Annotated in this window: 23 protein-coding genes; 5 read left to right on the plus strand and 18 right to left on the minus strand. The window is 54.9% G+C overall.

The features are described 5' to 3' along the window. Positions 1-18: 18 nt before the first annotated feature. The 5 genes from IEX10_RS11795 to IEX10_RS11815 all read right to left on the minus strand — a co-directional run bounded on the left by IEX10_RS11795 (position 19) and on the right by IEX10_RS11815 (position 4,078). Positions 19-252 (minus strand): twin-arginine translocase TatA/TatE family subunit, encoded by a 234-nt coding sequence (locus tag IEX10_RS11795; RefSeq protein ID WP_229678533.1) that lies wholly within the window; start codon positions 250-252, stop codon positions 19-21. A gap of 126 nt (positions 253-378) precedes the next feature. After that, positions 379-768, minus strand: a complete 390-nt coding sequence (locus IEX10_RS11800; protein WP_188675348.1) for a CBU_0592 family membrane protein — start codon at positions 766-768, stop codon at positions 379-381. A 132-nt stretch (positions 769-900) separates the two neighbouring features. Next, entirely contained in the window at positions 901-1,986 is a 1,086-nt protein-coding gene (locus IEX10_RS11805) for an ABC transporter ATP-binding protein (protein WP_188675352.1), read from the minus strand. A gap of 76 nt (positions 1,987-2,062) precedes the next feature. Further along, positions 2,063-3,190 (minus strand): YhaZ family DNA alkylation repair protein, encoded by a 1,128-nt coding sequence (locus IEX10_RS11810; RefSeq protein ID WP_188675355.1) that lies wholly within the window; start codon positions 3,188-3,190, stop codon positions 2,063-2,065. Positions 3,191-3,301: 111 nt separating this feature from the next. Continuing rightward, entirely contained in the window at positions 3,302-4,078 is a 777-nt protein-coding gene (locus tag IEX10_RS11815; RefSeq protein ID WP_188675359.1) for an SDR family oxidoreductase, read from the minus strand. A gap of 209 nt (positions 4,079-4,287) precedes the next feature. On the opposite strand from IEX10_RS11815, the gene IEX10_RS11820 reads away from it, so the two are divergent. The 3 genes from IEX10_RS11820 to IEX10_RS11830 all read left to right on the plus strand — a co-directional run bounded on the left by IEX10_RS11820 (position 4,288) and on the right by IEX10_RS11830 (position 8,240). After that, positions 4,288-5,064: a M48 family metallopeptidase gene (locus IEX10_RS11820; RefSeq protein WP_188675362.1), complete on the plus strand. Its 777-nt coding sequence runs from the start codon at positions 4,288-4,290 to the stop codon at positions 5,062-5,064. A gap of 118 nt (positions 5,065-5,182) precedes the next feature. After that, positions 5,183-7,003, plus strand: coding sequence for an ABC transporter ATP-binding protein (locus IEX10_RS11825; protein WP_188675365.1), 1,821 nt, complete (start codon positions 5,183-5,185; stop codon positions 7,001-7,003). A 457-nt stretch (positions 7,004-7,460) separates the two neighbouring features. Then, positions 7,461-8,240 carry a LytTR family DNA-binding domain-containing protein gene (locus IEX10_RS11830; protein ID WP_188675368.1) on the plus strand — a complete coding sequence of 260 codons (780 nt, stop codon included), beginning with the start codon at positions 7,461-7,463 and terminating at the stop codon, positions 8,238-8,240. Here the strand turns inward: IEX10_RS11830 and IEX10_RS11835 are convergent. Beyond that, the gene (locus IEX10_RS11835) at positions 8,233-8,697 is read right to left on the minus strand and encodes a BrnA antitoxin family protein (RefSeq protein ID WP_188675371.1); all 465 of its coding nucleotides are present in this window, start codon (positions 8,695-8,697) and stop codon (positions 8,233-8,235) included. The two genes, IEX10_RS11830 and IEX10_RS11835, sit on opposite strands and share 8 nt — an antisense overlap. Before the next feature lie 164 nt (positions 8,698-8,861). Between IEX10_RS11835 and IEX10_RS11840 the strand changes: the two genes are divergently transcribed. Continuing rightward, complete coding sequence (locus IEX10_RS11840; protein WP_188675374.1) at positions 8,862-10,472, plus strand: peptide chain release factor 3; 1,611 nt, start codon at positions 8,862-8,864, stop codon at positions 10,470-10,472. Between the two features lie 33 nt (positions 10,473-10,505). On the opposite strand, the gene IEX10_RS11845 is transcribed toward IEX10_RS11840, so the two are convergent. Further along, positions 10,506-11,321 (minus strand): hypothetical protein, encoded by an 816-nt coding sequence (locus IEX10_RS11845; RefSeq protein ID WP_188675378.1) that lies wholly within the window; start codon positions 11,319-11,321, stop codon positions 10,506-10,508. Positions 11,322-11,621: 300 nt separating this feature from the next. Between IEX10_RS11845 and IEX10_RS11850 the strand changes: the two genes are divergently transcribed. Continuing rightward, positions 11,622-13,457: a DEAD/DEAH box helicase gene (locus tag IEX10_RS11850; protein ID WP_188675381.1), complete on the plus strand. Its 1,836-nt coding sequence runs from the start codon at positions 11,622-11,624 to the stop codon at positions 13,455-13,457. A gap of 92 nt (positions 13,458-13,549) precedes the next feature. On the opposite strand, the gene IEX10_RS11855 is transcribed toward IEX10_RS11850, so the two are convergent. The 11 genes from IEX10_RS11855 to nuoH form a co-directional block, all read right to left on the minus strand. Beyond that, complete coding sequence (locus IEX10_RS11855; protein WP_188675384.1) at positions 13,550-15,220, minus strand: ribonuclease J; 1,671 nt, start codon at positions 15,218-15,220, stop codon at positions 13,550-13,552. Further along, the gene (locus IEX10_RS11860; protein ID WP_188675387.1) at positions 15,221-15,991 is read right to left on the minus strand and encodes a type III pantothenate kinase; all 771 of its coding nucleotides are present in this window, start codon (positions 15,989-15,991) and stop codon (positions 15,221-15,223) included. A 9-nt stretch (positions 15,992-16,000) separates the two neighbouring features. Then, complete coding sequence (locus tag IEX10_RS11865; RefSeq protein WP_188675390.1) at positions 16,001-16,750, minus strand: biotin--[acetyl-CoA-carboxylase] ligase; 750 nt, start codon at positions 16,748-16,750, stop codon at positions 16,001-16,003. Continuing rightward, on the minus strand, positions 16,750-18,192 hold the full coding sequence (nuoN, locus tag IEX10_RS11870; protein WP_188675393.1) for an NADH-quinone oxidoreductase subunit NuoN: 1,443 nt from the start codon (positions 18,190-18,192) through the stop codon (positions 16,750-16,752). The genes IEX10_RS11865 and nuoN overlap by 1 nt, the downstream gene beginning before the upstream one ends. 15 nt (positions 18,193-18,207) lie before the next feature. Further along, positions 18,208-19,752: an NADH-quinone oxidoreductase subunit M gene (locus tag IEX10_RS11875; protein WP_188675396.1), complete on the minus strand. Its 1,545-nt coding sequence runs from the start codon at positions 19,750-19,752 to the stop codon at positions 18,208-18,210. After that, on the minus strand, positions 19,752-21,734 hold the full coding sequence (gene nuoL, locus IEX10_RS11880) for an NADH-quinone oxidoreductase subunit L (protein WP_188675399.1): 1,983 nt from the start codon (positions 21,732-21,734) through the stop codon (positions 19,752-19,754). The genes IEX10_RS11875 and nuoL overlap by 1 nt, the downstream gene beginning before the upstream one ends. 9 nt (positions 21,735-21,743) lie before the next feature. Further along, entirely contained in the window at positions 21,744-22,049 is a 306-nt protein-coding gene (nuoK, locus tag IEX10_RS11885; RefSeq protein WP_069299728.1) for an NADH-quinone oxidoreductase subunit NuoK, read from the minus strand. A gap of 34 nt (positions 22,050-22,083) precedes the next feature. Beyond that, on the minus strand, positions 22,084-22,698 hold the full coding sequence (locus IEX10_RS11890; RefSeq protein ID WP_188675402.1) for an NADH-quinone oxidoreductase subunit J: 615 nt from the start codon (positions 22,696-22,698) through the stop codon (positions 22,084-22,086). Continuing rightward, positions 22,695-23,093, minus strand: a complete 399-nt coding sequence (locus tag IEX10_RS11895) for a carboxymuconolactone decarboxylase family protein (RefSeq protein ID WP_188675405.1) — start codon at positions 23,091-23,093, stop codon at positions 22,695-22,697. The genes IEX10_RS11890 and IEX10_RS11895 overlap by 4 nt, the downstream gene beginning before the upstream one ends. 67 nt (positions 23,094-23,160) lie before the next feature. Further along, positions 23,161-23,652, minus strand: a complete 492-nt coding sequence (gene nuoI, locus IEX10_RS11900; protein WP_069299725.1) for an NADH-quinone oxidoreductase subunit NuoI — start codon at positions 23,650-23,652, stop codon at positions 23,161-23,163. Then, entirely contained in the window at positions 23,652-24,707 is a 1,056-nt protein-coding gene (gene nuoH / locus IEX10_RS11905; protein WP_188675407.1) for an NADH-quinone oxidoreductase subunit NuoH, read from the minus strand. The genes nuoI and nuoH overlap by 1 nt, the downstream gene beginning before the upstream one ends. Positions 24,708-24,714 lie beyond the last annotated feature (7 nt).

Consider the following 24,714-nt stretch of genomic DNA (forward strand, 5'->3'; position numbering starts at 1 on the left):
GCAGGCGCTCCGCGCTTCTTAGACTGAAGTTTTGTCTTTTTCCGGTGTCACGTCTTTGGCGTCTTCGGAAGAGGCTGATTCCAGCTCGTCTTTGCCTTCGGCCACGCCCTTTTTGAACGATGTGATGCCTTTGCCCACTTCGCCCATCAGGTTGGAAATCTTGCCGCGCCCGAACAGGACCAGCACGACAACGGCGATCAGAAGGAGGCCGGGAAGGCCGATGTTTTGAATAAACATTGGTGTAGGTAGCATTTTATGTCTCCGAGTGCGGCGCAATATCTGTGCGCCAGTGCAGTACGAAACACATCTATGGGGATTCACCAGCTGTTTCAAACCCCCAATCCCCCCCGATCACGCAGAATTTCCCCAAATCTTCTATCAGATCGCGCCACTTTCCGGCACAGCCACCGGAAAATTGCTTTCAGGGCTCGTCCGTTTCAGTCGCCTGCCCTGTGATCCCCCTCGCCGCGCAAGCCGTTTGCGGATCGCGATACTACCAAGAAATATCCACACGATCTGGATCATAGCCGACGCAAGATTGAAGTTCTGGCTGAGGCTGATCAGCACAAGTGTCGCGGCCAGTGTGTTCAACGAAAAGAAAAGCACTCCCCGACTGTCGATCCTCTGGAAGGTCACAAGGGTGTAGTTGGTCATATACAGCATGAAGCCCGCAACCCCGATACCGTTACAAATCAGAGAGACAGCAGACATGCTGCGGAAAAATTCGGGCAGGATGAAATCTTCTGACATGACGGTCCCCAAAGGCATGTGGATACCCTTGCGTAAACCTGTGCAATGCCGCCAAACAGTGAAAAAAATCACTATCCTGAACGCTTTCACGAAAACGCCCACGGCATGGCGCATTTTTCACGACAGACTCACAGCCGATTCACATCGGGCTTAGTTTTTCGGGAAAACGAAGCACCGGTCACGCCGCATCGACAGCCACAATGGCCTGCCCTTTTCCGGAAGAAACACACCGGGAACCGTTACCTGCAACTGCGATCCGTCATAATCCATCGTAAATTCCACCAACGAATAATGCCCCAGATACCGTGCACGGCTGACGATACCGCGCGCAGGCGTGCCTTCCTTGGTGGTCGGGTTGGGGCCACGCCCGTCCCGATCAAAATCAAGCCGCAGATGTTGAGGGCGGATAATAATTTCAACTTCGTCACCGTCCTGACTTCCAGGCACCAGAAACTGCCCAAAAGGCGTTTCCGTCAGGGCGTTTTTCACCACCCCCGGCACAACATTAACGTCAGAGAAGAAAGCAGCCGCCGCCTTATCCACGGGGGCGTTATAGATGTTATATGGCGCGCCCATCTGCACGACTTGCCCGCCCCGCATCAAAGCAATCTTATCGGCCATGCGCATCGCCTCAACCGGTTCGTGGGTGACCAGCAAAACCGCCGAACCTTCGTCTTTGAGGAGTTCCAACGTAGCATCGCGCACATCATCGCGCAGCCGGTCATCAAGCCCCGAAAACGGCTCGTCCATAAGCAGAACACGAGGTTTAGGGGCAAGCGCACGGGCCAGTGCGACTCGCTGCTGTTCACCGCCCGACAGTTCATGCGGATATTTCCGGTTATAACCCGAAAGATCAACGCGCTCTAGCAAGTCATTGATGCGGCGCTCTTTTTCGGCCTTAGAGCCGCGCAGACCAAAGCCTACATTGCCAGCAACATCCAGATGGGGAAACAGCGCAAAGTCCTGAAACATCAACCCGATAGAGCGATGCTCGGGTTCTTGATGATGCAGGTCGTCAGACACCACCGCCCCGTCAATCAATACCGTGCCACCACTTTGCCGGTCCACCCCTGCAGCAATGCGCAACGTGGTGGATTTTCCGCATCCAGACGGGCCAAGTAAGCAAATCACCTCCCCAGCATCAAGTGTCAGAGACACATCTGCGACGGCCTTCTGACCGCCGAACCGGCGCGTGATATTCTGTAATTCCAGACGAGGGGGATCTTGGACGGCCAAAGGGCACTCCGCTGTGATTAACCACTGAATTTTGTCAGATAACAGCGCAAGGCGCTTACAGCAAGGCCACTTTGGGTCAAGCCTGCGTCAGCACGAACTCCTCCGCCCCACGCAGGACGCCGTTTACTTGCAATTTTACCCGCTGGACACCCGCGACAAGCCGGTAAGTGGTCGCATCGCCGCGCAACCTGTGCCGTTTGCGCAAGCTAACAACCTGCCCCGCCTTCAACGTCACCTGTTTCAGCTTGAACACTTTGACGCGATGGCTGCCATCGGCCTTGAGAAACTCCAGCACATAATCGACCATAAGGTTCGTATCCACCACGGCCCGCAGGGTCGCCTCAAACTCCAGCGCCTCACCAATACCGACATCAGGCGTCAGCACCCGCAGTTCCGGGTCAACTATCGGCGGGTCTACCTGATAGCCCAAATGCTCCATCGCCCCCCTGTGCCCCTGTTTGATCAACCCGCGCAGCGCATGACGCGTGATCCAGTCCATTTCTTTCCCAGTTTGCCGACCTTCGACCTGCCAGCGTTCAAGACGGGACAGCACCAGATCCGGATCAATTTTTGCTATATCATTCAGATGGTTCGCCACCGATCGGGTCACATAACGGGTCGGATCACAGTAAAGCCGGTCCAAAAGAGCCAGCGGTGTGTGATGATCCAGCACAATCTTACGCCCCCACGGCAAACGCGGGCGGGTTCCCTCGCTAACCAGACGGCGCAGATGGTAATTATCGGCCTGCGCCCACTCCTGCATGACCTTCATCACAAGGGTTTCATGCGCGTTTATAAAATCCCGTATCGCATATTCCATTGAAAAACGCTTGGTGATCGCTGCCAAGGTTTCCAACGCACGTTCCGGCTGATTGATCCCTTGCGTCGCCACAAATGCGCCGAGAGGGGCAAAGATGAAATCGCCAAAGTCATCATCGCTCTTGTGCGGGTCAAGCTCTGGCGGAAGCGCGCGTTCAATAGTGGCGGCGGCCCCGTCAAACTCTTCGGGCAAATAGGACGTCAGAACCTGCGCAATGTGATCAATCCGCTGCTTTAGCTCCAGTTCGGGCAGCAGGGCCATCACGTCCCGCTGAAATCCCGCCCGATCAAACCGACTGTCAGCCCGCGCAAGCAAGCCTCCAAGATACTCGACCTTTGCCTCGTTAAACAAAGCATCCTTCAGACTGAATTGCGCTTGTGTCATGGTTGCCCCTGCCTCAATGTTCCCCAAATACTTAAAATCCGGCCGCGCATCACGCGACCGGACCCTAAGCTAAACACGTCCTGCTGCCAGATCACGGCAGCAAAACCTGCCTTACATCGTTGAATTTACCGCCCCGCCATCCAGCAGGATGTTCTGGCCAACGATGAACCCCGCATGTTGAGAGCAGAGAAACGCACACGTTGCGCCGAACTCTGCGGCGGTGCCGTAACGACGGGCAGGAATGGTTTCACAACGCTGCGCTTTGGCTTCATCCGCGCTGATGCCCTGTTGTGCCGCCACACCATTATCAAGCGATTCCGCACGGTCCGTGGCATGAATACCGGGTTGCAGGTTATTGATTGTCACCCCCTTCGGTGCCACCTGACGGGAGGTTCCCGCCACATAACCGGTCAGTCCAGCGCGCGCAGAGTTGGACAGCCCCAGAACTGCGATCGGTGCTTTCACGGATTGAGAGGTGATGTTAACCACACGGCCCCAGCCTTTGTCCATCATCGCCGGCAGACACGCCTTCATCATCGCAATGGGTGCCAACATGTTGGAATCCAGCGCTTTAATGAAATCCTCACGTTCCCAATCGCTCCACATACCGGGGGGGGGGCCACCGGCGTTATTCACCAGAATATCGACTTCACCCGCGGCCTTCAAAACGGCTGCGCGCCCGTGTTCGGTGCTGATGTCAGCAGCAACGGTTGTCACCTCAACCCCGTGCGCCCGCAGTTTTTCAGCGGCCTCTTGCAGCGGCCCCTCGGAACGGGCGTTGATCACCAGATCGACACCAGCTTCTGCCAATGCCTCGGCACAGCCGTACCCCAAACCTTTGGACGCCGCACAAACAATCGCGCGCTTACCCTTGATGCCCAAATCCATATCCGAATCTCCTCTTTTCGTGTTGGGCTCAAACTACGAAGACTGGCACGCGAACACAATCGCGCGTGATTGGATGGTAATTGGGACAGCTGAACCAATCGGCGGTCCGTCGCTTGGAACTGCAGGGCCGAAAGGGGAAGCTTGCAGTGAACCGCTTTCTGCCAAATAAGACCGCCAGTCCCCCGGAAAACCTTAAAGTGGAAAACCGAATGCCCCGTTTGATTCAAACCCTGTTAACAGGCCTCCGCCTGAGCGGACTGGTGTTTCTTGCGGCCTGCACACAAAGCGACCGGCCCACGCCCCCCCAGTCGTCAACGCAAATCCCGTCAGGCGTAACTGCGCAAAGAAACGTACTCCTCAGCGAGGGGCTAATCCGTTTCGCCCGCGTCCACAAACGCCTGCTGCCCGTGGCAAAAGAGGCCTGCCAAAAGGCGCACCCCACACAAAAAGCCGTGCGCTGTGCCTTTCAGTTCGTCGTCGCGCTCGATCGGGGCAGTCCGCCGGACGCAAAGTTCACCCGCGATGCTTCTGGGCGTCCTGTAATCATATTCAACCACGCAATGGTTAAGTTTTTGAAAACCGACGACGAGTTCGCAATGGTGATGGCCCATGAAATGGCCCATCAGATCGCCCGTCATATCACGCGCGGTCAGAAAGAGGTGCTGCGCGGTGCGATGAACAGCGCTAAAACCGCCAAGGCTGAAGGGCGCGATATCAATCAGGCCGCCCGCAGCGGGGCACAACAGGCGCTGGCGTCTTACACAAAGCAATTTGAACTGGAAGCGGATCGCAACGGCACGATTCTGATGATGAAAGCTGGTTACGACCCCGATCAGGCAATTACCCTTCTTAACCGCCTGCCCAAATCATCAGAGCGGACCAACCGGCATCCCGCTGATCCCGACCGGATCGACAGAGTGCGCGCGCTGTCCAGTCAAATCCGCGCCAGCAGGTCCACGGGGCGTACGGTGCCGCTGCTTTTCTGAACGACTACTGGTCTAGCTGGGCCCAAATCGGCCGCGCAGCCCGTTAGAAGCACTGAATTTATTGACAGGACGCCCGACCCGCCGCAAAGTTTCCACTAAGATAAATCAGGAGTCTTAAATGCCCGACGGTCAGCCACTCGTGTCTTTTGAAAATCTGCGGGTGGAGTTTGAGACCAACTCCGGCGTTGTGGTCGGGGTTGAGGATGTCAGCTTTCACATAAATCCGGGCGAAACCGTCTGTGTGGTCGGCGAAAGTGGCTCTGGCAAATCGGTGTCGTCCCTGTCCCTGATGCGGCTGATCGAATACGGCGGCGGCAAAATTGCGTCAGGCAAGCTGAATTTCACGGCGGCAGACGGCACGGTGAACGATTTAACCGATGCTGATGCGGATTTGATGCGCACTATTCGGGGCAACCAGATCGGAATGATTTTTCAAGAACCGATGACCTCTTTGAACCCTGTGTTCACTGTGGGGCGACAGCTGACCGAAGGCTTGCGGGTTCACAAAAAGATGTCACGCACTGCGGCAGAGGCCCGCGCGCTGGAGCTTTTGCAGCGGGTGCGAATCCCCGAACCGGAACGGCGGCTGACGCAATATCCCCACGAGTTATCGGGCGGGATGCGCCAGCGGGTGATGATCGCAATGGCGCTGGCTTGCGAACCGCGCCTGTTGATCGCGGATGAACCTACGACCGCGCTTGACGTGACAATTCAGGCCGAAATTCTGTCTCTTATCAATCGGTTAAAGGAAGAAACCGGAACGGCGGTTCTGTTTATCACCCATGATATGGCGGTGGTGGCGCAGATGGCGGATCGCGTGGTGGTCATGTTCCGTGGCAATCTGGTGGAAGAAGGTCCGGTTACCGAGATCTTTAACAATCCCAAAGAGGAATACACCCGCGCGTTGCTGGCTGCGGTGCCAAAGCTGGGCGAGATGACAGGCAAGGCCAATCCCGAACCGATGGCGATCATGGGGGAAACCCGAACAGAGCCACCAAAACCGATCATTGCGGGAATCGAAACGCTTTTGGAGGTTAAAAACCTGACTACCCGCTATCCCGTTAAGGGCGGGTTGCTGCGGCGCACCGTGGCCAATGTCCACGCGGTTGAAGACGTGTCATTTACCTTGAAACGGGGCGAAACCCTGTCTTTGGTCGGAGAAAGCGGCTGCGGCAAATCCTCGGCCGGACGATCCGTTTTGCGCCTAGAAGAACCGCTCAGCGGCGAAGTTGTTATAAATGGCGTCAACATACTAGAGATGAGCGGTTCGGACCTGCACGAAGCGCGACGCAACATGCAGATGATCTTTCAGGACCCGTTTGCCTCGTTAAATCCGACCCGCAAAGTGGTGGATCAGGTGATTGAACCGATGATAAACTACGGCATCGGGAAACGCTCTGAAATGCGGGAACGCGCGCGACAGTTGTTCGACCGCTGTGGTCTGAACGAAACCTTTCTTGACCGTTACCCCCACGAGTTTTCCGGCGGGCAACGCCAAAGGGTGGCGATTGCCCGCGCGTTGGCGCTGAACCCGAAGCTGATTGTCGCGGATGAAGCAGTCTCGGCGCTGGATGTTTCGGTGCAGGCGCAGGTGTTAAACCTGATGATGGAGCTACAGGCAGAGCTGGAGCTGTCCTATCTGTTTATCAGTCACGATATGGCGGTGGTAGAACGGGTGTCCCATCAGGTGGCGGTGATGTATCTCGGGCGCATTGTGGAAATCGGCCCGCGCGCGGCGATCTTTGAGAACCCACAGCATGATTACACGCGCACCCTGTTGTCCGCCGTTCCCCGTCCGGACCCCCATGATCGCCAGATCGACAAGGAACTGAATTTCAAACCAATCCCAAGCCCGATCTTTCCGGTGGGCTACACCCCGTCTCCCTCTCGCTACCGAGAGGTTTCTCCCGGACATCGGGTGCTTGAGGGCGTGCAATAAAATCGGGTTGGGCTGTGTGCCACGCCGCTCATGGCGTTGGCCGTAGTACTCTTTACGCGACACTAGAAACTCCGGCCAACGCCCCCGAGCACGACACCGCTTCGGGTACCCTCTTCTCGACGGTACAAAGTGGGAAAACAACGCCGTTTACGTGAAATGCATGGGTTGTTTCGTGAATGGAATGGCTTGGAGATTTTCGACAAAACTTTTCAACCGCTAGTAGAACCACTTGCCTTAGGGAGTATTCTCTACGATATTACAACATATTAGCACTAAATCGGGGCACTTTACGATGTGCGATTCCTGATTGATCCCCAAAGCACGGCCGACCCGTAATTGAGATAGAAATTACAAACGCATGACCCTTTTTCGTAAAAATCCATTCTCTTTACCCTTTCTTAAACGGGTTTTTTTCGCAGCTCAGCGCCGCGTTTCCCATCCGGCCACGCTGACAATCATGATCGGCGCCACAATTATCTGCACCCTTGTCGGACCATTTGACACTTATTATCAGGACACTTTTCTGTTCCGGCTCTATTTCTGGGGAGCGATTGTTTTGACGTCCACCACCTATGGCTGTCTAGCCTCTGTATGGACAAATCTGACATTCCGGCACTTGTCCTTTTGGCAGCGCACGTTAATCAATCTGCCGATTTTCACCCTGCCGTTTTCACTGGTCAGCTGGGAGTTCTCCAGTATTTACTACACTCGGCAGGCCATGCCGCACCCAATGGTGGTCGTCATTCTTGTGGGTGCCGTCGACCTGTTTGTACACGCCTGCATTTATGTCAGCCGTGCCAGTCGCCGTCCGGTAAGTCTGTCACAACAAACGCTGCCACAAATGCCAGCCAAAGCGCCCCCCATGCACGACCCAGCGGTTGAACCACAAGAGAACGCAAAGCCGGAACCGGACGATAAGCCCGACGAGTGTGCATTTCTGCGCAGGCTCGGTCCAAACAGCGGTAGTTATCTTATCCGTCTTGCGATGAACGACCACTATATTGAAGCCCATACAGACACAGGAATCCACATGCTGTACATGCGGTTCGGGGATGCTATCGCCGAGCTAAACGCCGAAGATGGCGCAAAGGTTCACCGATCCCACTGGGTCCGTTTTGCCGAGATTATCGATGTGGAACGCAGCGGCCCGAAGGTGGCTCTTGTGATGTCTGATGGTGTCTCTGTGCCAGTATCACGCAGCCACAAAACCTTCCTTCAGGAGAAGGGCATTATCTAGACGTGCTACCGTGGGCTTTGCGGATCAGGGCAAGACTGGATTCAATTTCGTCAACCAATACCGCAACATCCCCTGCGCCAGTTCCGTCATCGACACGCAATTCTTTCAACTTCTGCTTCAACATATCTTCAATCAGGGAATAATCCTTCGGCCCCACCGCATCCGCGTCCCAATGGGATTTCACCGCCCCCGATTGCAGCGCGTGCCAATAGATGCGCAGAATAGAATTGATCCGCGCCTCAAAGCCTGTGCCAAATTTGCGGAACCACTTTAGCAGGTCATCATCAAGGTTAAGCGTGACTTCCGTTTTTTGCGGCTCAATCGGGTGCAATAGCGGGATGTCATTCCAACCTTGCGGCAGGGATCCCTTGACCCAGTGGCGCTGAAAATCGCTTTGCAACCGCTTTAGTTCATAAACAAGATTTGCATTAGCGGTGTCTTGGGTTTTTGTGGTCACGGGGCGGCTCCTACAGAATTCAAATACCGCAACTCTAATTAAATTCCGTTAACACAGCCTCGCCGCAGCGTTCTCTCCCCCGAATGCTGGCAATTCGCAACAATTCCCCCTGCCCCAACGCAGTTTTCTTGCCACGCTTGCAAAGCTTAACTATACGCACACCCATGTTAGATCGCACCTCAAACCAGCCCGTGCTGCCGCCGGAAATCGACCGCCGCCGCACTTTCGCAATCATCTCGCATCCCGATGCGGGGAAAACCACGCTGACAGAGAAGTTTTTGCTCTATGGTGGTGCGATCCAGATGGCAGGTCAGGTACGCGCCAAAGGTGAAGCCCGCCGTACCCGTTCTGATTTTATGCAAATGGAAAAAGACCGTGGCATTTCGGTGTCCGCTTCTGCCATGTCTTTTGAATTCCGTGATTATTGGTTTAATCTGGTGGATACACCCGGCCACTCCGACTTTTCTGAAGACACCTACCGCACGCTGACAGCGGTGGATGCCGCGATCATGGTGATCGACGGGGCCAAAGGTGTTGAAAGCCAGACACAAAAACTGTTCGAAGTGTGCCGGATGCGGGATATGCCGATCCTGACCTTCTGTAACAAGATGGACCGAGAGAGCCGCGAAACCTTTGACATCATTGATGAAATTCAGGAGAATCTGGCGATTGACGTGAGCCCTGCAAGCTGGCCTATCGGTGTCGGGCGGGAGTTCATGGGGTGTTACGATCTGCTGAACGACCGGCTGGAACTGATGGATCGGGCCGACCGGAACGTGGTTTCAGAGTCGGTTAAGATTAGCGGGCTGGACGATCCGAAACTGGCTGAACATGTCCCTCCACACCTGCTGGAAAAGCTGCTTGAAGAGGTGGAAATGGCACGGGAGTTGCTTCCGGCTCTGGACCATCAGGCGTTTCTGGACGGCACAATGACGCCAATCTGGTTTGGCTCCGCGATCAACTCCTTCGGGGTGCAGGAATTGATGGACGGCATCGGCAACTTTGGCCCCAAGCCCCAAGTACGTCCTGCCGCTGAAAGACAGGTCTCGCCGGACGAAAAGAAGGTTTCCGGCTTTGTTTTCAAGGTACAGGCCAACATGGACCCCAAACACCGCGACCGGATTGCCTTTGTGCGGCTGTGTTCGGGCCATTTCAAACGGGGGATGAAGCTGACCCATGTGCGGACCAAAAAACCGATGGCGATTGCCTCTCCCATGTTGTTTCTGGCATCGGACCGAGAATTAGCGGAAGAAGCCTGGGCAGGCGACATCATCGGCATTCCGAACCATGGGCAGTTGCGGATCGGCGATGCACTGACCGAAGGGGAAGCCCTGCACTTTGCTGGTATCCCGTCCTTTGCGCCCGAACTGCTGCAATCTGTAAGGGCGACCGACCCGATGAAGGCGAAACATCTGGACAAGGCACTGAACCAGTTTGCCGAAGAAGGTGCTGCGAAACTGTTTAAACCAGCCATCGGCGCGGGTTGGATCGTCGGCGTTGTGGGGGCCCTGCAATTTGAAGTGCTCGCCAGCCGGATCGAGCTGGAATACGGCATTCCGGTACGCTTTGAGCCATCGCAATTCACCTCAGCCCGCTGGCTGAACGGACCGCAGGACAAGCTCGACAGGTTTATCAACGTAAACAAAGGCCACATCGCCTATGATCACGACGGCGATCCGGTGTTCATGACCCGCCTGCAATGGGATATCGACCGCGTGGAACGGGACTATCCGGACCTGAAACTGACCAGCACGAAAGAAATGCTGGTGGTGTGAACCTAACTGAAGGCGGGCTAAACCGGTCCGCTTTCACACAGATACCTTCGGCTTTTTGTCGTCCTTGATCTCCATCTTCCCCAATTCACGGGAGCAATCAATCACAGGATTGTGGTAAATATCCATTTTTTCTTGCAACGCTTCTTTATCGGCATCCTCCTTCACTTTATATTGGCCGAGTAAGGGCTTTAATGCCTTATAAGCCTTAAGAAACTCTTTATTCTTCAATTTTTTATTGTTCTTCGCCCAAAGCGAGGCAGCGCCGTAGGCCTTATCCAAGGGCTTAATCATCTTGGGAAACTCGGCGTTCCATTTCTTAATATCGGCTTTCTTTTCAAGCTGTTCCTTCCATTTGAAGAAGGCTTTATAGTGTTTCTCCTCCTTCCCCTGTAAATCGATGATGGCCTTGGCAGATTTTTCCGCTTTTGCCTCGTCGCCTTTAATTTCCTGCTTCATTCCTTTGATCTGGCTCTCCGCTTGATCCACCAGCGTTTGTAAATCCTTAACCAATACGGTGTAGGATGTATCAAAGGTCTTCTGCATCACCTTCGCCTTGGGCCTGTATTTGTTGTAATTCGTCTTCAACTTCCCTGCGAAAGCTTTATGGCTTGTTTTACAAACTGTTACCGCACCGGTGTAGGGTTCCAGAAACGGTTCCCTGTTGCCATCCCGCGCCATTGCGAAACCGTTGATCAACTTGTCGGCTTTTTTAAGGTTTTCGACCACTCGTTTGTGATCTTTCAAACTGTCGGTAAATTTCTTGTCGATATTCATCGAGGCATAGGTTTTGGGAAAATCGCTGATCAAAGAGGCATAAGTCTTGCCCCAACTGCCGGACATCAGTCGCATGGTACTTCCTCTGGATAAATAAAAATTTTATTGAATTGTCTTCACTATACTACGAACCCGCTTTCACGGAAATACCCTGCCTTGACCGGTTTGGTGCCGAAAGTCACGGTTTTGCAGAAAACACTGTCCAATATGCAGCAACAGACCGCGCATTTTGGGCTTATTGTTTCGAAACCAACCCGCCGCGTTGACTCCTCTGTAAAAACATTTATGTCAGTGCGCAGAGGAACGGGCCCAATACGGGGCCCCAGCCGCAGCCAACTTTGCGGTATGAATCAACGCCGTAACGATAAGGCTCGAATGATAAAATTTTCCGATCTGGACCTGGACCCAAAGGTCCTAAAGGCCATTGATGAGGCCGGGTATGTTTCCCCGACCCCAATCCAAGCTTCTGCTATTCCCCTTGCTTTGCAAGGCCGTGACGTGCTGGGTATTGCCCAGACCGGTACCGGCAAAACGGCCAGTTTCACCCTGCCGATGATTACAAAGCTTGCCAAAGGGCGCGCGCGGGCACGGATGCCCCGTTCTTTGGTGCTTTGCCCCACGCGGGAACTGGCAGCGCAGGTTGCTGAGAACTTTGAAGTCTATGCAAAACACCTGAAACTGACGATGGCGCTTCTGATTGGGGGTGTCAGCTTTAAGGAACAGGACCAGAAAATCGACCGTGGTGTTGATGTGCTGATCGCAACGCCGGGCCGCCTGCTCGACCATTTCGAACGTGGTAAGCTGATGCTGAACGGCGTTCAGATCATGGTTGTAGATGAAGCAGACCGGATGCTCGATATGGGGTTCATCCCAGATATCGAACGCATCTTCAAACTGACGCCGTTCACCCGCCAGACACTGTTTTTCTCTGCCACTATGGCGCCCGAAATCACGCGGATCACGCAGGAATTTCTGCAAAACCCCGAGCGTGTCGAAGTCGCCCGTCAGGCGACAACGGGAGAGAACATCACGCAGAAGATCTGCATGTTCACACCGTCCCATCGCAGTAACGAAGCCAAGGAAAAACGCGAGATCCTGCGCGAGATCCTGAAAGGTGAAGGCGATGCGGTCGACAATGGTATCATCTTCTGCAATCGCAAATCGAATGTAGATATTGTGATGAAGTCTTTGAAAAAGCACGGTTTTGATGCTGGCGCCATTCACGGTGATCTTGATCAAAGCGTACGTACAAAGACATTGGAAGCATTCCGCAGCGGCGATTTGAAACTGCTTGTGGCGTCTGATGTGGCCGCCCGCGGTCTTGATGTCCCCGCCGTGAGCCATGTGATCAATTTTGATGTGCCGATCCATTCCGAAGACTATGTTCACCGGATCGGACGCACAGGTCGCGCTGGCCGTGACGGCAAAGCGATCACCATCTGCGCCCCTTTTGAGGAAAAATACCTCGAGAAGATCGAAGAGCTGGTGGAGAAAAAAATCGACCGGATGGAGCCGCCTGCCCTGTCTGGTGGTAAAAAATCCCGCAGCAATTCTCGCAAATCCGAGCCGCAGAAATCTGACGCGTCTGACAAAAAGACCAACGACAAACCGGAGCAGTCCGACAGCCAGCCAGCGAAGCCGGTTGCCAAGGACGAGGGCACTGCGAAATCAGACAATAGCCGGAATTCCCGCAACCGGAATGACAAAAACTCCGGTAATGGCAATCAGAAGTCGGATCAGCAGAAACGCGGTCGTTCCGAGCCTAAAAACCCGGTTGTCGGTATGGGCGACCACGTCCCTGCCTTCCTGATGCGCTCTTTTGAGATCAAGCGGACGAAGACCAAAAAATCCGACCAGCCTGCAGAGACCGAGGTTGATGTGGTCGAGAATCAGGTGACTGAAACTCAGCCAGCCGAGGAAAAGCCGGTTGCAGAGAAAAAGAAACGTGCGCCGCGTAAGAAAGCTGTCAAAAAGACTGCGCCTAAGGGAGAAACTGTAGAAACTACAGAGACTTCCACGGAAGCACCGGCTGAAACGCCAGAAGCACAGACGCAAGAAGCTCCGGTAGAGGATAAGGCGAATGCTCCTGCATTGGATGCGGAAGCGGACGCACCTGTTGCTGACGAGGCTGCCAAAGGCGACGCAGACAAAGACGAAGCGGGCAAAGGCGACGCTGCGGCTGCGGAAGATGCGAGCGAAAGCAAAACCTGATACGCAGCGACGAACACGCGCTGACACTTACAGATAAAAAAGGGCGTTCCGAGATACTCGGAACGCCCTTTTTAGTGCCTTAACATCAGGCCTTAGTCGACCAGGCGGTTGATCAGAACCTTAGCAACTGGCTTTTTACCGGTCAGATCCTTACAGACCCGCGAAACCGTGCGCAGGACCAGTTTTTCAAGTTGTTCGTCGCTTGCCAGCAAATTCCGTTTTGCGCCGGAAAGTTCACCGTCGATTTCACGCTCAAGCGTTTCTTGCAACGACGGACTGTTTGAATCCGTTTCCGGAAGCCCCAGAACCTCGGCCCAGCTTTCGCCGATTTGCTGGTTGTCTTCCAACAACAGGCTGACGACAACCGTGCCGCGCAGTGCCATCCGCATCCGTTCCAGCACAACGCCGTCGTAAGCTCCGATCAACTGCTTCCCGTCAAGGTACAGCCGTCCGGTTTCAATGCTTTCAACCACCTTAGGGGCGTCGCCGCCAAGATCGACCATTGCGCCGTTGCCAGCGATAACCGCTTGAATACCTTTGGATTCCGCCAGTTCGGCATGGGCACGCAGGTGGCGGTGTTCGCCGTGCATCGGCACCAGCATTTTGGGTTTAAAGATGCCGTGGATTTCCTCCAGATCAGGACGGTTCGCGTGTCCCGATACGTGGTACATCCCTCCGTTATCATCGATAACTTTGACGCCCATCTCACTGAAACTGTTCATGATTCTTCCAACACCGATCTCGTTTCCGGGGATGGTTTTGGAAGAAAACAGGAAGGTGTCCCCCTCGCGCAGTTCCATACCCAGATACTTGCCGTTGGCGAGCTGGGCAGAAGCGGCGCGGCGTTCGCCCTGACTGCCTGTTACCAGCAACATCAGGTTTTCGCGCGGCACATCACGGGCGTCTTCGATATCAAGCGTTGGTGGGAAATTGTCGATCAATCCGGCAAAATTCGCATAGCCGAGCATCTTTTTCATCGCCCGTCCCAGCACCACAACAGAGCGGCCGGAGTCCACGCCAGCCTGCGCCAGTGTCTTCAACCGCGCCACGTTAGACGCAAAAGTCGTGGCAACGACCATACCCGTCGCCTCTTTCATCATCTGGGTGATATTGCCGCCAAGCCCCGCTTCGGAGCGGCCCGCCAGTGGGGAGAAGACATTCGTGCTGTCACAGACCAGCGCCTGCACGCCGTCTTTGGCAATCTCGCGGTACAAAGCGGGATTATACGCCTCACCCACGATCGGATCAGGGTCGAGCTTGAAGTCGCCGGTATGCACGATCCGCCCTTTCGGCGTGTCGATCACCAGACCTGAAGCTTCGGGAATGGAGTGGGACACGGGCATGAAACCCACTTTGAAGGGGCCAAGTTCGACCATTTCAGGATAGCTGCCGATAACTTCGATCCGGTCAATATCTTGACCATGCTCTTCCATTTTCGCCCGCGCCACGGCGCCGGTGAATTTACGGGTATAAACCGGCACGCCCAAACGACCGTACAGCAGGCCCAAAGCCCCGATGTGATCTTCGTGGGCGTGGGTGATAAAGATCGCTTCCAGCCGGTCAGCGCGGGCCTCAATATAGGCGGTGTCCGCCATGATCAGGTCCACACCCGGTGTGCCGTCCATCGTCGGGAAGGTTACGCCCACATCCACAAGGATATACCGTTCCTTGCCTTTGGGGCCATAGCCGTAAAGATACATATTCATACCGATCTCTCCTGCGCCACCCAGCGGCAGGAAGATCAAACGTTCGGATTTACTCATTTATTCGCCTCGGTTTTTATCTGCAATCAGGACAAGCCCGTGCATGGTTAGGTCACCGTCAATACTGTCAAAAAGGTCGGTGCCCCGTTCAAACAGGCCCGCCAGCCCCCCCGTCCCGACGATTTTCATCGGACGCGGATGCTCTTCGCGGATTTTCTTACATACGCCTTCAATCAGGCCGATATAGCCCCAGAAGACACCCGCCTGCATACAGACGAGCGTGTTGGTGCCGATTACATTGTCCGGCATGGTCACATCAATATGGGGCAGCGCGGCAGCGGCTTCGTGCAGCGCCTTGATGGACAGGTTCACACCGGGGGAAATCACCCCGCCGATGTAAGCACCATCCTGATCCACCACATCGAATGTGGTCGCGGTGCCGAAATCTACAACGATCAGATCGCCGCCGTAGCGGTCAAAGGCACCAACAGTGTTGACCAAACGATCCGCCCCGACCAGTGTCCCTGCGTCCACACGGACCGGAACCCCCAGATCGACCTCTGGTTTGCCGACCACTATGGGGCGGCATTCGAAATATTTGTCGCTCAGAACCCGCAGGTTGAATACCACTTGGGGCACCACCGAAGAAATTACCACACGGTCAATTTCCGGTTCGATCCCGTTTAGCAGCATCAGATTGCGAAGCCAGACATAGTATTGGTCTGCGGTGCGGGCTTGCTCTGTTGCGCAGCGCCATTCCGATAGAAACGTGGTCCCGTCATGGATTGCAAAGACGGTGTTTGTATTGCCTACGTCGATGGCTAACAGCATGAGAGATCCTTACAATGAGATATCGGCAGCTGTGATCACGTGCTGCCTGTCGGGTGCTTGTAGTATGAGCGCGCCTGTTTCGTCCACCGTCTTGAAAACACCCTCAATCACCTGATCCGAAAATCGGGCAGTGACCGGTTTGCCGATATTGGCCGCCCGCGCCAGCCAGGCTTCGCGGATCGGGGCAAAACCGTAGGTTTGCAACCTAGTTTCCCAATCCGCATAGGCAATGGCCAAAGCGTCAAGAAATGTTGCGGGCGCGATGGCGACACCCATATCCTGCTTCAGGGATTTGGGTGCCAGCGAACGGGATTCGAGCTTTTCGACCTCGGGGCGGCTGGCCAGATTAACGCCAATGCCGATCACCAAGGCCCAGCGGTTCGGCCCCTCTGCGATGGTTTCCAGCAAAATACCGGCGAGTTTTCCACCGTTTAACAAAACATCATTTGGCCATTTCAGTTGAAACGGCTCTGTGCGTCCCGTGCATTCAACCAGCGCATCATAAAGCGCAAGGGCGGCAACGAAACTGCGCAGGGCCAGTTTATCCGGTGTGTCATCGGGACGGATCAACAGAGAGGCTGCAAAGTTGCCTTTTTGACTGGACCAAGGGCGGCCGCGCCTGCCCGATCCGGCAGTTTGTTCATGGGACAAAAACCAAGCCGCCCCCGCGATTGCGGGGGCTTGCCGGCGTGCTTCGGCCATCGTGCTGTCGATGGTGTCAAAGACGAATTTGCCTGTGCCCTCCGGCCAGCCTTGCATCAGTTCAGCAAGGACTGCGCAGCCAGAGCGGCATAGTTTTCCAGACCGAAAGGATTGATGATCCCGATCAGCATCAGGGCAGCAGCCCCCATCAGCGCAACGTAATGCAGGCCGGGCATTTTGCCGTCCAGACCGTCAACCTCGTCGCCGAAGTACATGTAGTAGATGATCCGCAGATAGTAGAACACGCCGATCACGGATGCAATCGCACCGCCAACTGCCAGCCAGACCATATCGGCCCCGACCGCAGCGCGGAACACATACAGCTTACCGATGAAGCCCACCATTGGCGGAATACCAGCCAGCGAGAACAGCAGCACAGTCAGCGCGGCGGCACGGCCCGGCGCCTGTTTGGAGAACTGGCCGAGGCTGCGAATGTCTGTGACAGGGCGGCCATCTTTTTCCATGTTCAGGATAAAGGCAAACGTCCCGATGTTCATCACCACATAGATCGCAAGGTAGATAAGCAGCGCCTTAATACCTTCTTCGGTTCCAGCGGCCAACCCCATCAGCGCAAAGCCCATGTGAGAGATCGAGGAATAAGCCATCAGACGTTTGATGTTGGTCTGCCCGATCGCGGCAACCGCCCCAAGGAACATAGACACCAGCGACAGGAAGGCGACGATCTGTGTCCAGTCCGCCTGCGCGCCGTTGAAAGCGTCAAACATAACACGGGCAAACAGACCACCAGCAGCAACTTTTGGTGCTGTGGCGAAGAAGGCGGTGACCGGTGTTGGCGAACCTTCATAAACGTCCGGTGTCCACATGTGGAATGGTGCAGCGGAAATTTTAAACGCCAGACCAACGCAAAGGAACACAAGACCAAAGACAAGACCCAGCTCCAGATGCTCACCCGCCGTAATGGTGGAGGCGATACCGGCAAAGTTCGTGGTGCCTGTGTAGCCGTAAACAAAGGATGCCCCGTACAGCAACATACCAGAGGACAGCGCCCCGAGAACAAAATACTTCAAACCGGCCTCGGTGGATTTCAGGCTGTCACGGCGGAAAGCCGCGATCACGTAAAGCGCAAGAGATTGCAGCTCCAGCCCCATGTAAAGGGACATCAGATCACCGGCAGACACCATCATCATCATACCCAAAGTCGCAAGCGCGATCAGGATCGGGTATTCAAACTTGAACATATCGTTACGGCGCAGGTAGTCTTGGCTCAGCAGCAACATGATCGCGCTGGCCCAAAGCATCAGCACCTTGGCGAAACGGGCAAACGTGTCGTCAATGAAAGCACCGTTGAAGGCATCGCGGTTTGCCATCGGAGAGAAGGCAATCCACAGGCCGAGCACAATCATCACCCCTGCCGTGGCCCAGGTGATCACAGGCGCGGTCTCGTCCTTTTTCGTGTAAACCCCGAACATCAGCGCCAACATGGCGAAGGCTGCAAGGATCAGTTCTGGCAGAACAATATTCAGATCGCTGGAAATCATCTAATTGCGCTTTCGTTAATGGCTGGGCGCACTGGCAACCGCGGTAACGGTTTCAGGCAGTGCAGATTGGACGTTATCGACAAGATTGGCGACCGATGGCCCGATCAGATCGAGCACAAGCGCGGGGTAAACCCCAAGCAACAGGGTCATCACCACCAGCGGCACCATCATTAGACGCTCGCGGGTGTTCATGTCGGTTATTGTTTTCAGGCTTTCCTTGATAAGGTCCCCAAATACCACGCGGCGGTACAGCCACAGGGCATAACAGGCCGAGAAAATCACGCCGGTGGTGGCAAGGAAGGCAATCCATGTGTTCACCTGAAAGGCAGCTGACAGGGTCAGGAATTCCCCGACAAAGCCGGATGTGCCCGGAAGGCCGACGTTGGCCATTGTGAAGAACATAAAGACCATCGCATAGGCCGGCATCCGCACCACAAGACCGCCGTAAGCGTCGATCTCGCGGGTGTGCATCCGGTCGTAGATCACGCCGACTGACAGGAACAACGCACCAGAGATAAAGCCGTGGCTGATCATCTGGAAGATCGCACCGTCAAGACCCTGCTGGTTCATCGCAAAGATACCCATTGTCACAAAACCCATGTGCGCAACCGAGGAATAAGCGATCAGCTTTTTCATATCTTGCTGCATCATCGCCACCAAGGACGTGTAGATAATCGCAATCACCGACAGGGACATCACGAAGGTCGCCAGCAGATCACTTGCCACTGGGAACATCGGCAGGCTGAACCGCAGGAAGCCATAGCCTCCCATTTTCAGCAGGATCGCCGCCAGCACCACAGAACCCGCAGTCGGGGCCTGAACGTGTGCGTCAGGCAACCATGTGTGAACCGGCCACATCGGCATCTTCACTGCAAAGCTGGCAAAGAAGGCGAGGAACATCAGGGTTTGCATCCCGCCGACAATCTGGAAGCCCATCAGGGAGAATGCCTCGGAAGAGAACTCATGGTTCAGCAGCGTCGGAATATCCGTCGTGCCCGCGTCCCACCACATGGCGAGCATGGCAACCAGCATCAGTACCGAGCCGAACAGCGTATAAAGGAAGAACTTGAACGCCGCGTAGACTTTGTTCTGACCGCCCCAGATGCCGATAATCAGGAACATCGGGATCAGACCGGCTTCGAACACCACATAGAACAGCACCAGATCGAGCGCACAGAATACGGCGATCATCAGTGTTTCAAGGATCAGGAACAGGATCATGTATTCCTTGACCCGCTCGTTCACGCTCCAACAGGCACCGATTACGACCGGCATCAGGAAGGTGGTCAGCAGGACAAACAGAACCGAAATCCCGTCAACGCCCAGTTTGTAGGTCAGACCGCCAAACCATTCGTATTCCTCAACCAGCTGGAAGCCGGTGTTGGAGGGATCGAATTCTGTGTAGATCGCGATAGAGATCACAAAGGTCGCGATTGTTGCCACCAATGCCAGTATCTTGGCATTGCGCTGTGCAGCTTCATCCGTTCCCCGCAGGAAAACCGCGAGGATGAGGGCTGCCAGCATGGGCAGGAAGGTAACAATAGATAGAAGATTGTCCATCAGTGTGCGCCTCCGCCGATCGCAAACCATGTAATAAGTGCAGCCAGTCCGACAAACATCGCGAAGGCATAGTGGAACAGGTAGCCGGATTGTGCCCGACCCGCCAGTTTGGTGAACCAAGGCACGATGCCCATGGCCAGACCATTCAATCCGCCGTCAATCACAGCCCCGTCGCCTTTCTTCCACAAGAAGGTGCCAAGCCATTTTGCCGGACGCACGAAGATCACGTCGTAAATCTCGTCGAAATACCATTTGTTCAGCAGGAAGCGGTACAGGATATGCTGTTGCGCCGCCAGTTTCTTGGGCAGTGAAGTGTTCTTGATGTAGAACATCCAAGACACGATAAAGCCGAGCAGCATGGCAACGAACGGGCTGACTTTGACCCACTTCGGCACGTCATGGGCATCATGGATGACCGAATTCGTGTCGTGGTTCATGTAAACCGCGTATTCAAACCATTCTTCAACGTGGTGACCGAAGAAATCGTCATACCAGAACATACCCGCAAAGATCGCGCCAAGGGCCAGTACCGCCAGAGGGATAACCATGACCATTGGGCTTTCGTGGGCGTGTTCGTGGGTGTGATGATCGCCCCGCTCTTCCCCAAAGAAGGTCAGGAAGATCAGACGCCAGGAATAGAACGATGTGAAACAGGCCGCGATCACCAGCATGATGAAGGCGTATGTTGCAACGCCGGTACCACCTGCAAAGGCGCTCTCGATGATGGCATCTTTTGACAGGAAGCCGGCAAAACCGATGTGTGTCAGCGGAATACCAACGCCGGTGATGGCCAGCGTACCGATCATCATCGCCCAGAAGGTGTAAGGGATTTTCTTACGCAGGTTGCCATAGTTCCGCATGTCCTGTTCGTGGTGCATCGCGTGGATCACGGAACCGGCCCCAAGGAACAACATCGCCTTAAAGAACGCGTGTGTGAACAGGTGGAACATGGCAACCGGATAGGCGCCAACCCCTGCGGCCACAAACATATAACCAAGCTGCGAACAGGTGGAATAGGCGATAACCCGTTTGATGTCGTTCTGAACCAGGCCAACAGTCGCCGCAAAGAAGGCTGTCGTGGCGCCGATGAACACGATGAAGTTCGGTGTAAACGTCGCGTATTCCATCAGAGGAGACATGCGGCAGACCATGAACACACCCGCAGTAACCATAGTCGCGGCGTGGATCAGCGCGGACACAGGTGTCGGGCCTTCCATCGCGTCTGGCAACCATGTGTGTAGCAGCAGTTGCGCCGATTTACCCATCGCACCGACGAACAGCAGGAAGGTAATAACCTCCAGCGCGTTCACGTCCCAGCTGAGGAAGCGGATCGACTGCTCAGCGATATTATGCGCGTTTTCGGGATCAAGGATTTCAGAAAAGTTGATGCTGTCGGACAGGTAATACAGGCCGAAAATCCCCAGCAGAAAGCCAAAGTCCCCGACACGGTTCACAACAAAAGCTTTGATGTTCGCCGCATTCGCGCTTGGCTTGCGGAAGTAGAACCCGATCAACAGGTAAGAGGCAACGCCCACACCTTCCCAGCCAAAGAACATCTGCAACAGGTTGTCCGCTGTCACCAGCATCAACATCGCGAATGTAAAGAAGGACAGGTAAGCAAAGAAACGGGGGCGATAGCTCTCGCCTTCTTTGAAGTTCTCGTCATGGGCCATATAGCCAAGCGAGTACATGTGAACCAGTGCGGACACCGTGTTGATCACAACCAACATGATCGCTGTCAAACGGTCGATCCGGATGGACCAGTCGGTGGACATCGAACCGCTTTCGATGAAGCGGAAGATCGGTGTCACTTGAACGCCGTCATGGGCATCATAACTAAAGAAGATGATCCAGGACAGGACAGCCGCCAGCATCAGCAAACCGGTAGAGACATACGTCGCCGCCGTTTCGCCCAATACCCGCCAGCCAAAGCCGCAGATCAGCGCGCCCACCAGAGGGGCAAAGAGGAGAATGGTTTCCATTGGTACGTTCTACCCCTTCATCACATTCACATCTTCCACCGCGATCGTGCCACGGTTCCGGAAGAAACAGACTAGAATTGCAAGGCCGATGGCGGCCTCTGCTGCGGCCACAGTAAGCACGAACAGCGTAAATATCTGGCCGACCAGATCCCCCAGATGGGTGGAAAAGGCGACGAGGTTGATGTTGACCGACAAAAGGATCAACTCGATGGACATCAGAATGACGATCACGTTCTTCCGGTTAAGGAAGATGCCGAAGATGCCGATTACGAACATCATCGCGGCAACTGTGAGGTAGTGTTCAAGCGTAATCATCACAATGCTCCGGTTCTGGTACAGGCAACAGTCATCACAACCCCTGCCCTGATTTGACGTCTTTAAGTTCCATCGCTTTGGCCGGATCGCGGTGCATTTGCTGCACAACGTTCTGGCGTTTGACGTCTACGCGGTGGCGCAGTGTCAGCACGATAGCCCCGATCATCGCCACCAGCAGGATCAAACCAGAGGCTTGAAACAGGTAGATATAATCGGTGTAGATCAACTGGCCGAGCGCCAGCGTGTTATGGGCTTCGGACAGTTCGGGAGTTGGTGATTGCAGCAGTGCATCCGCGTTGTCGGCCATGTTCCAGTGGCCGTATACAAGACCGAGTTCGATCAACAGGATCAGACCGATCAGCAGCCCCAGCGGCATAAAGCGCTGAATGCCGCCGCGCAGTTCTGCGAAGTCTACGTCCAGCATCATCACAACGAAAAGGAACAGAACTGCAACCGCGCCCACATAGACAATCGCCAGCAACATGGCGACAAATTCCGCGCCCATCAGCACGAACAAGCCCGCCGCACTAAAGAAGGACAGGATCAGCCAGAGCACCGAGTGCACCGGATTGCGCGAAAGCACCACCATCAGGGAACCCCCGACGCCGGTTATCGCAAAGAGATAGAATGCCATTGCACTGACGCTCATGTTTTCGCTCCATCCATGGCAAAGGCGGACATAGCCACCATGATTGCTTTTTGTGCGCCTGTCACAGCGCCAACGCTGGTCATTTGCAGGATTGTTTCGGTTATTTCACGTTTCGACGCACCGGCAGACAGGGCCAGATTGATCGCAGTAGTCAAAACCACAGTGTCTTCAGCGCCCTTGGCCGTCAGACCGGCAATTGTTGCAAGCGCGCGGGTTTTGGCGTCAATGCCTTCCCCCACCAGTTCCTGCATCATAGCGGCGACACCTTCGGGCATCATGTCCTTTGTGGCGTCAAACCACTGGGTCTGGGTTTTCGCAAACTCCTTACCCATCTGGTCCGCCATTTGCTGGCTTTGCTTGAGAAACCCCTCAAACATTTTGTTTAAGTCGTTCATACCGCCCCCCCGCAAATGGACAGAAAGACTGTCCCTTTGGGATAGCTATCAATGCCTGGCTTGTCGGTCATCGGTACGGTGCATCCATTTCGATATTACGTGCGATCTCGGCTTCCCAGCGGTCCCCGTTCGACAGCAGTTTGGCCTTGTCGTAGAACAGTTCCTCGCGGGTTTCTGTGGCGAATTCGAAGTTCGGACCTTCGACAATCGCATCCACCGGACAGGCTTCCTGACAGAAACCGCAGTAAATGCACTTGGTCATGTCGATGTCATAACGGGTGGTCCGGCGGGAGCCGTCCTCGCGCGGTTCGGCATCAATGGTGATAGCCTGTGCAGGGCAGATCGCCTCGCACAGCTTACAGGCGATGCAACGCTCTTCCCCGTTCGGGTAGCGGCGCAGGGCGTGTTCACCACGGAACCGCGGGCTGAGTGGCCCTTTTTCATGGGGGTAGTTCAGGGTCGCCTTGGGGCCGAAGAAATACTTCAGACCCAGTTTCATGCCGACAAAGAAATCCTGAAGCAGGAAATATTTGGTTGCGCGTGCGTAGTCAAAAGCCATTAGTTTGACGCCTCCACTTGCCAGCGTGCCCACAGGCCGCCGAGATTACGATCATCGCCATCGGAGAATGCCAGAATAGACACAACCACAACCCAGATCAGGGACATTGGCAGGAAGACTTTCCAACCGATGCGCATCAACTGGTCATAGCGGTAGCGCGGAACCACAGCCTTCACCATCGCGAAGAGGAAGAAGAAGAAGGACATCTTCAGAACGAGCCACAGCGCACCGTCCGGCAGACCCGGGATCGGGGAGAGCCAGCCACCGAAGAAGAAGATAGAGGTCAGCGCACACATCAGCCAGATCGCGATGTATTCACCCGCCATGAACAGCAGGAACGGGGTGGAGGAATATTCAACCTGATAGCCTGCAACCAGTTCGGATTCTGCCTCGGGCAGGTCGAACGGCGGGCGGTTTGTTTCTGCCAGCGCGCTGATAAAGAACAGGAAAACCATCGGGAAGTGTGGCAGCCAGTACCAATTGAACAGGCCCCAGTTGCCCTCTTGTGCTTTTACGATGTCAACAAGGCTGAGAGAGCCGGTAGAGATGATGATCCCCACGATGATGAAACCGATGGAAACCTCGTAAGAGATCATCTGTGCGGCAGAGCGCAAAGAGCCAAGGAAGGGGTATTTGGAGTTCGATGCCCAACCGCCCATGATCACGCCGTAGACTTCAAGAGAGCCAATCGCGAAGATATAAAGAACCGCTACGTTGAGGTTGGCCAGAACCATATCCTCGGAAAACGGAATAACCGCCCAAGCAATCAGGGCGAGGATGAAAGAGGCCAGTGGCGCCAGCAGGAAGACCGTTTTATCGGCTCCGTCGGGGATCAGTACCTCTTTGAAGATGTATTTCGCAGCATCGGCTACGGTTTGCATCAGGCCCCAAGGACCAACTACGTTGGGCCCGCGCCGCATCTGCACCGCGCCCCAGACTTTACGATCGCCGTAAACCAGAAACAGCAGGCTGATCATCACGAAAGCCGTGACCAACAGACACTGGCCGATCACAATCACCAGTGTGCCAAGGTTGGTTGCAAAAAATCCGTCCATAATCCGC

Source organism: Neptunicoccus cionae, assembly GCF_014643735.1.
GTDB lineage: Bacteria > Pseudomonadota > Alphaproteobacteria > Rhodobacterales > Rhodobacteraceae > Amylibacter > Amylibacter cionae.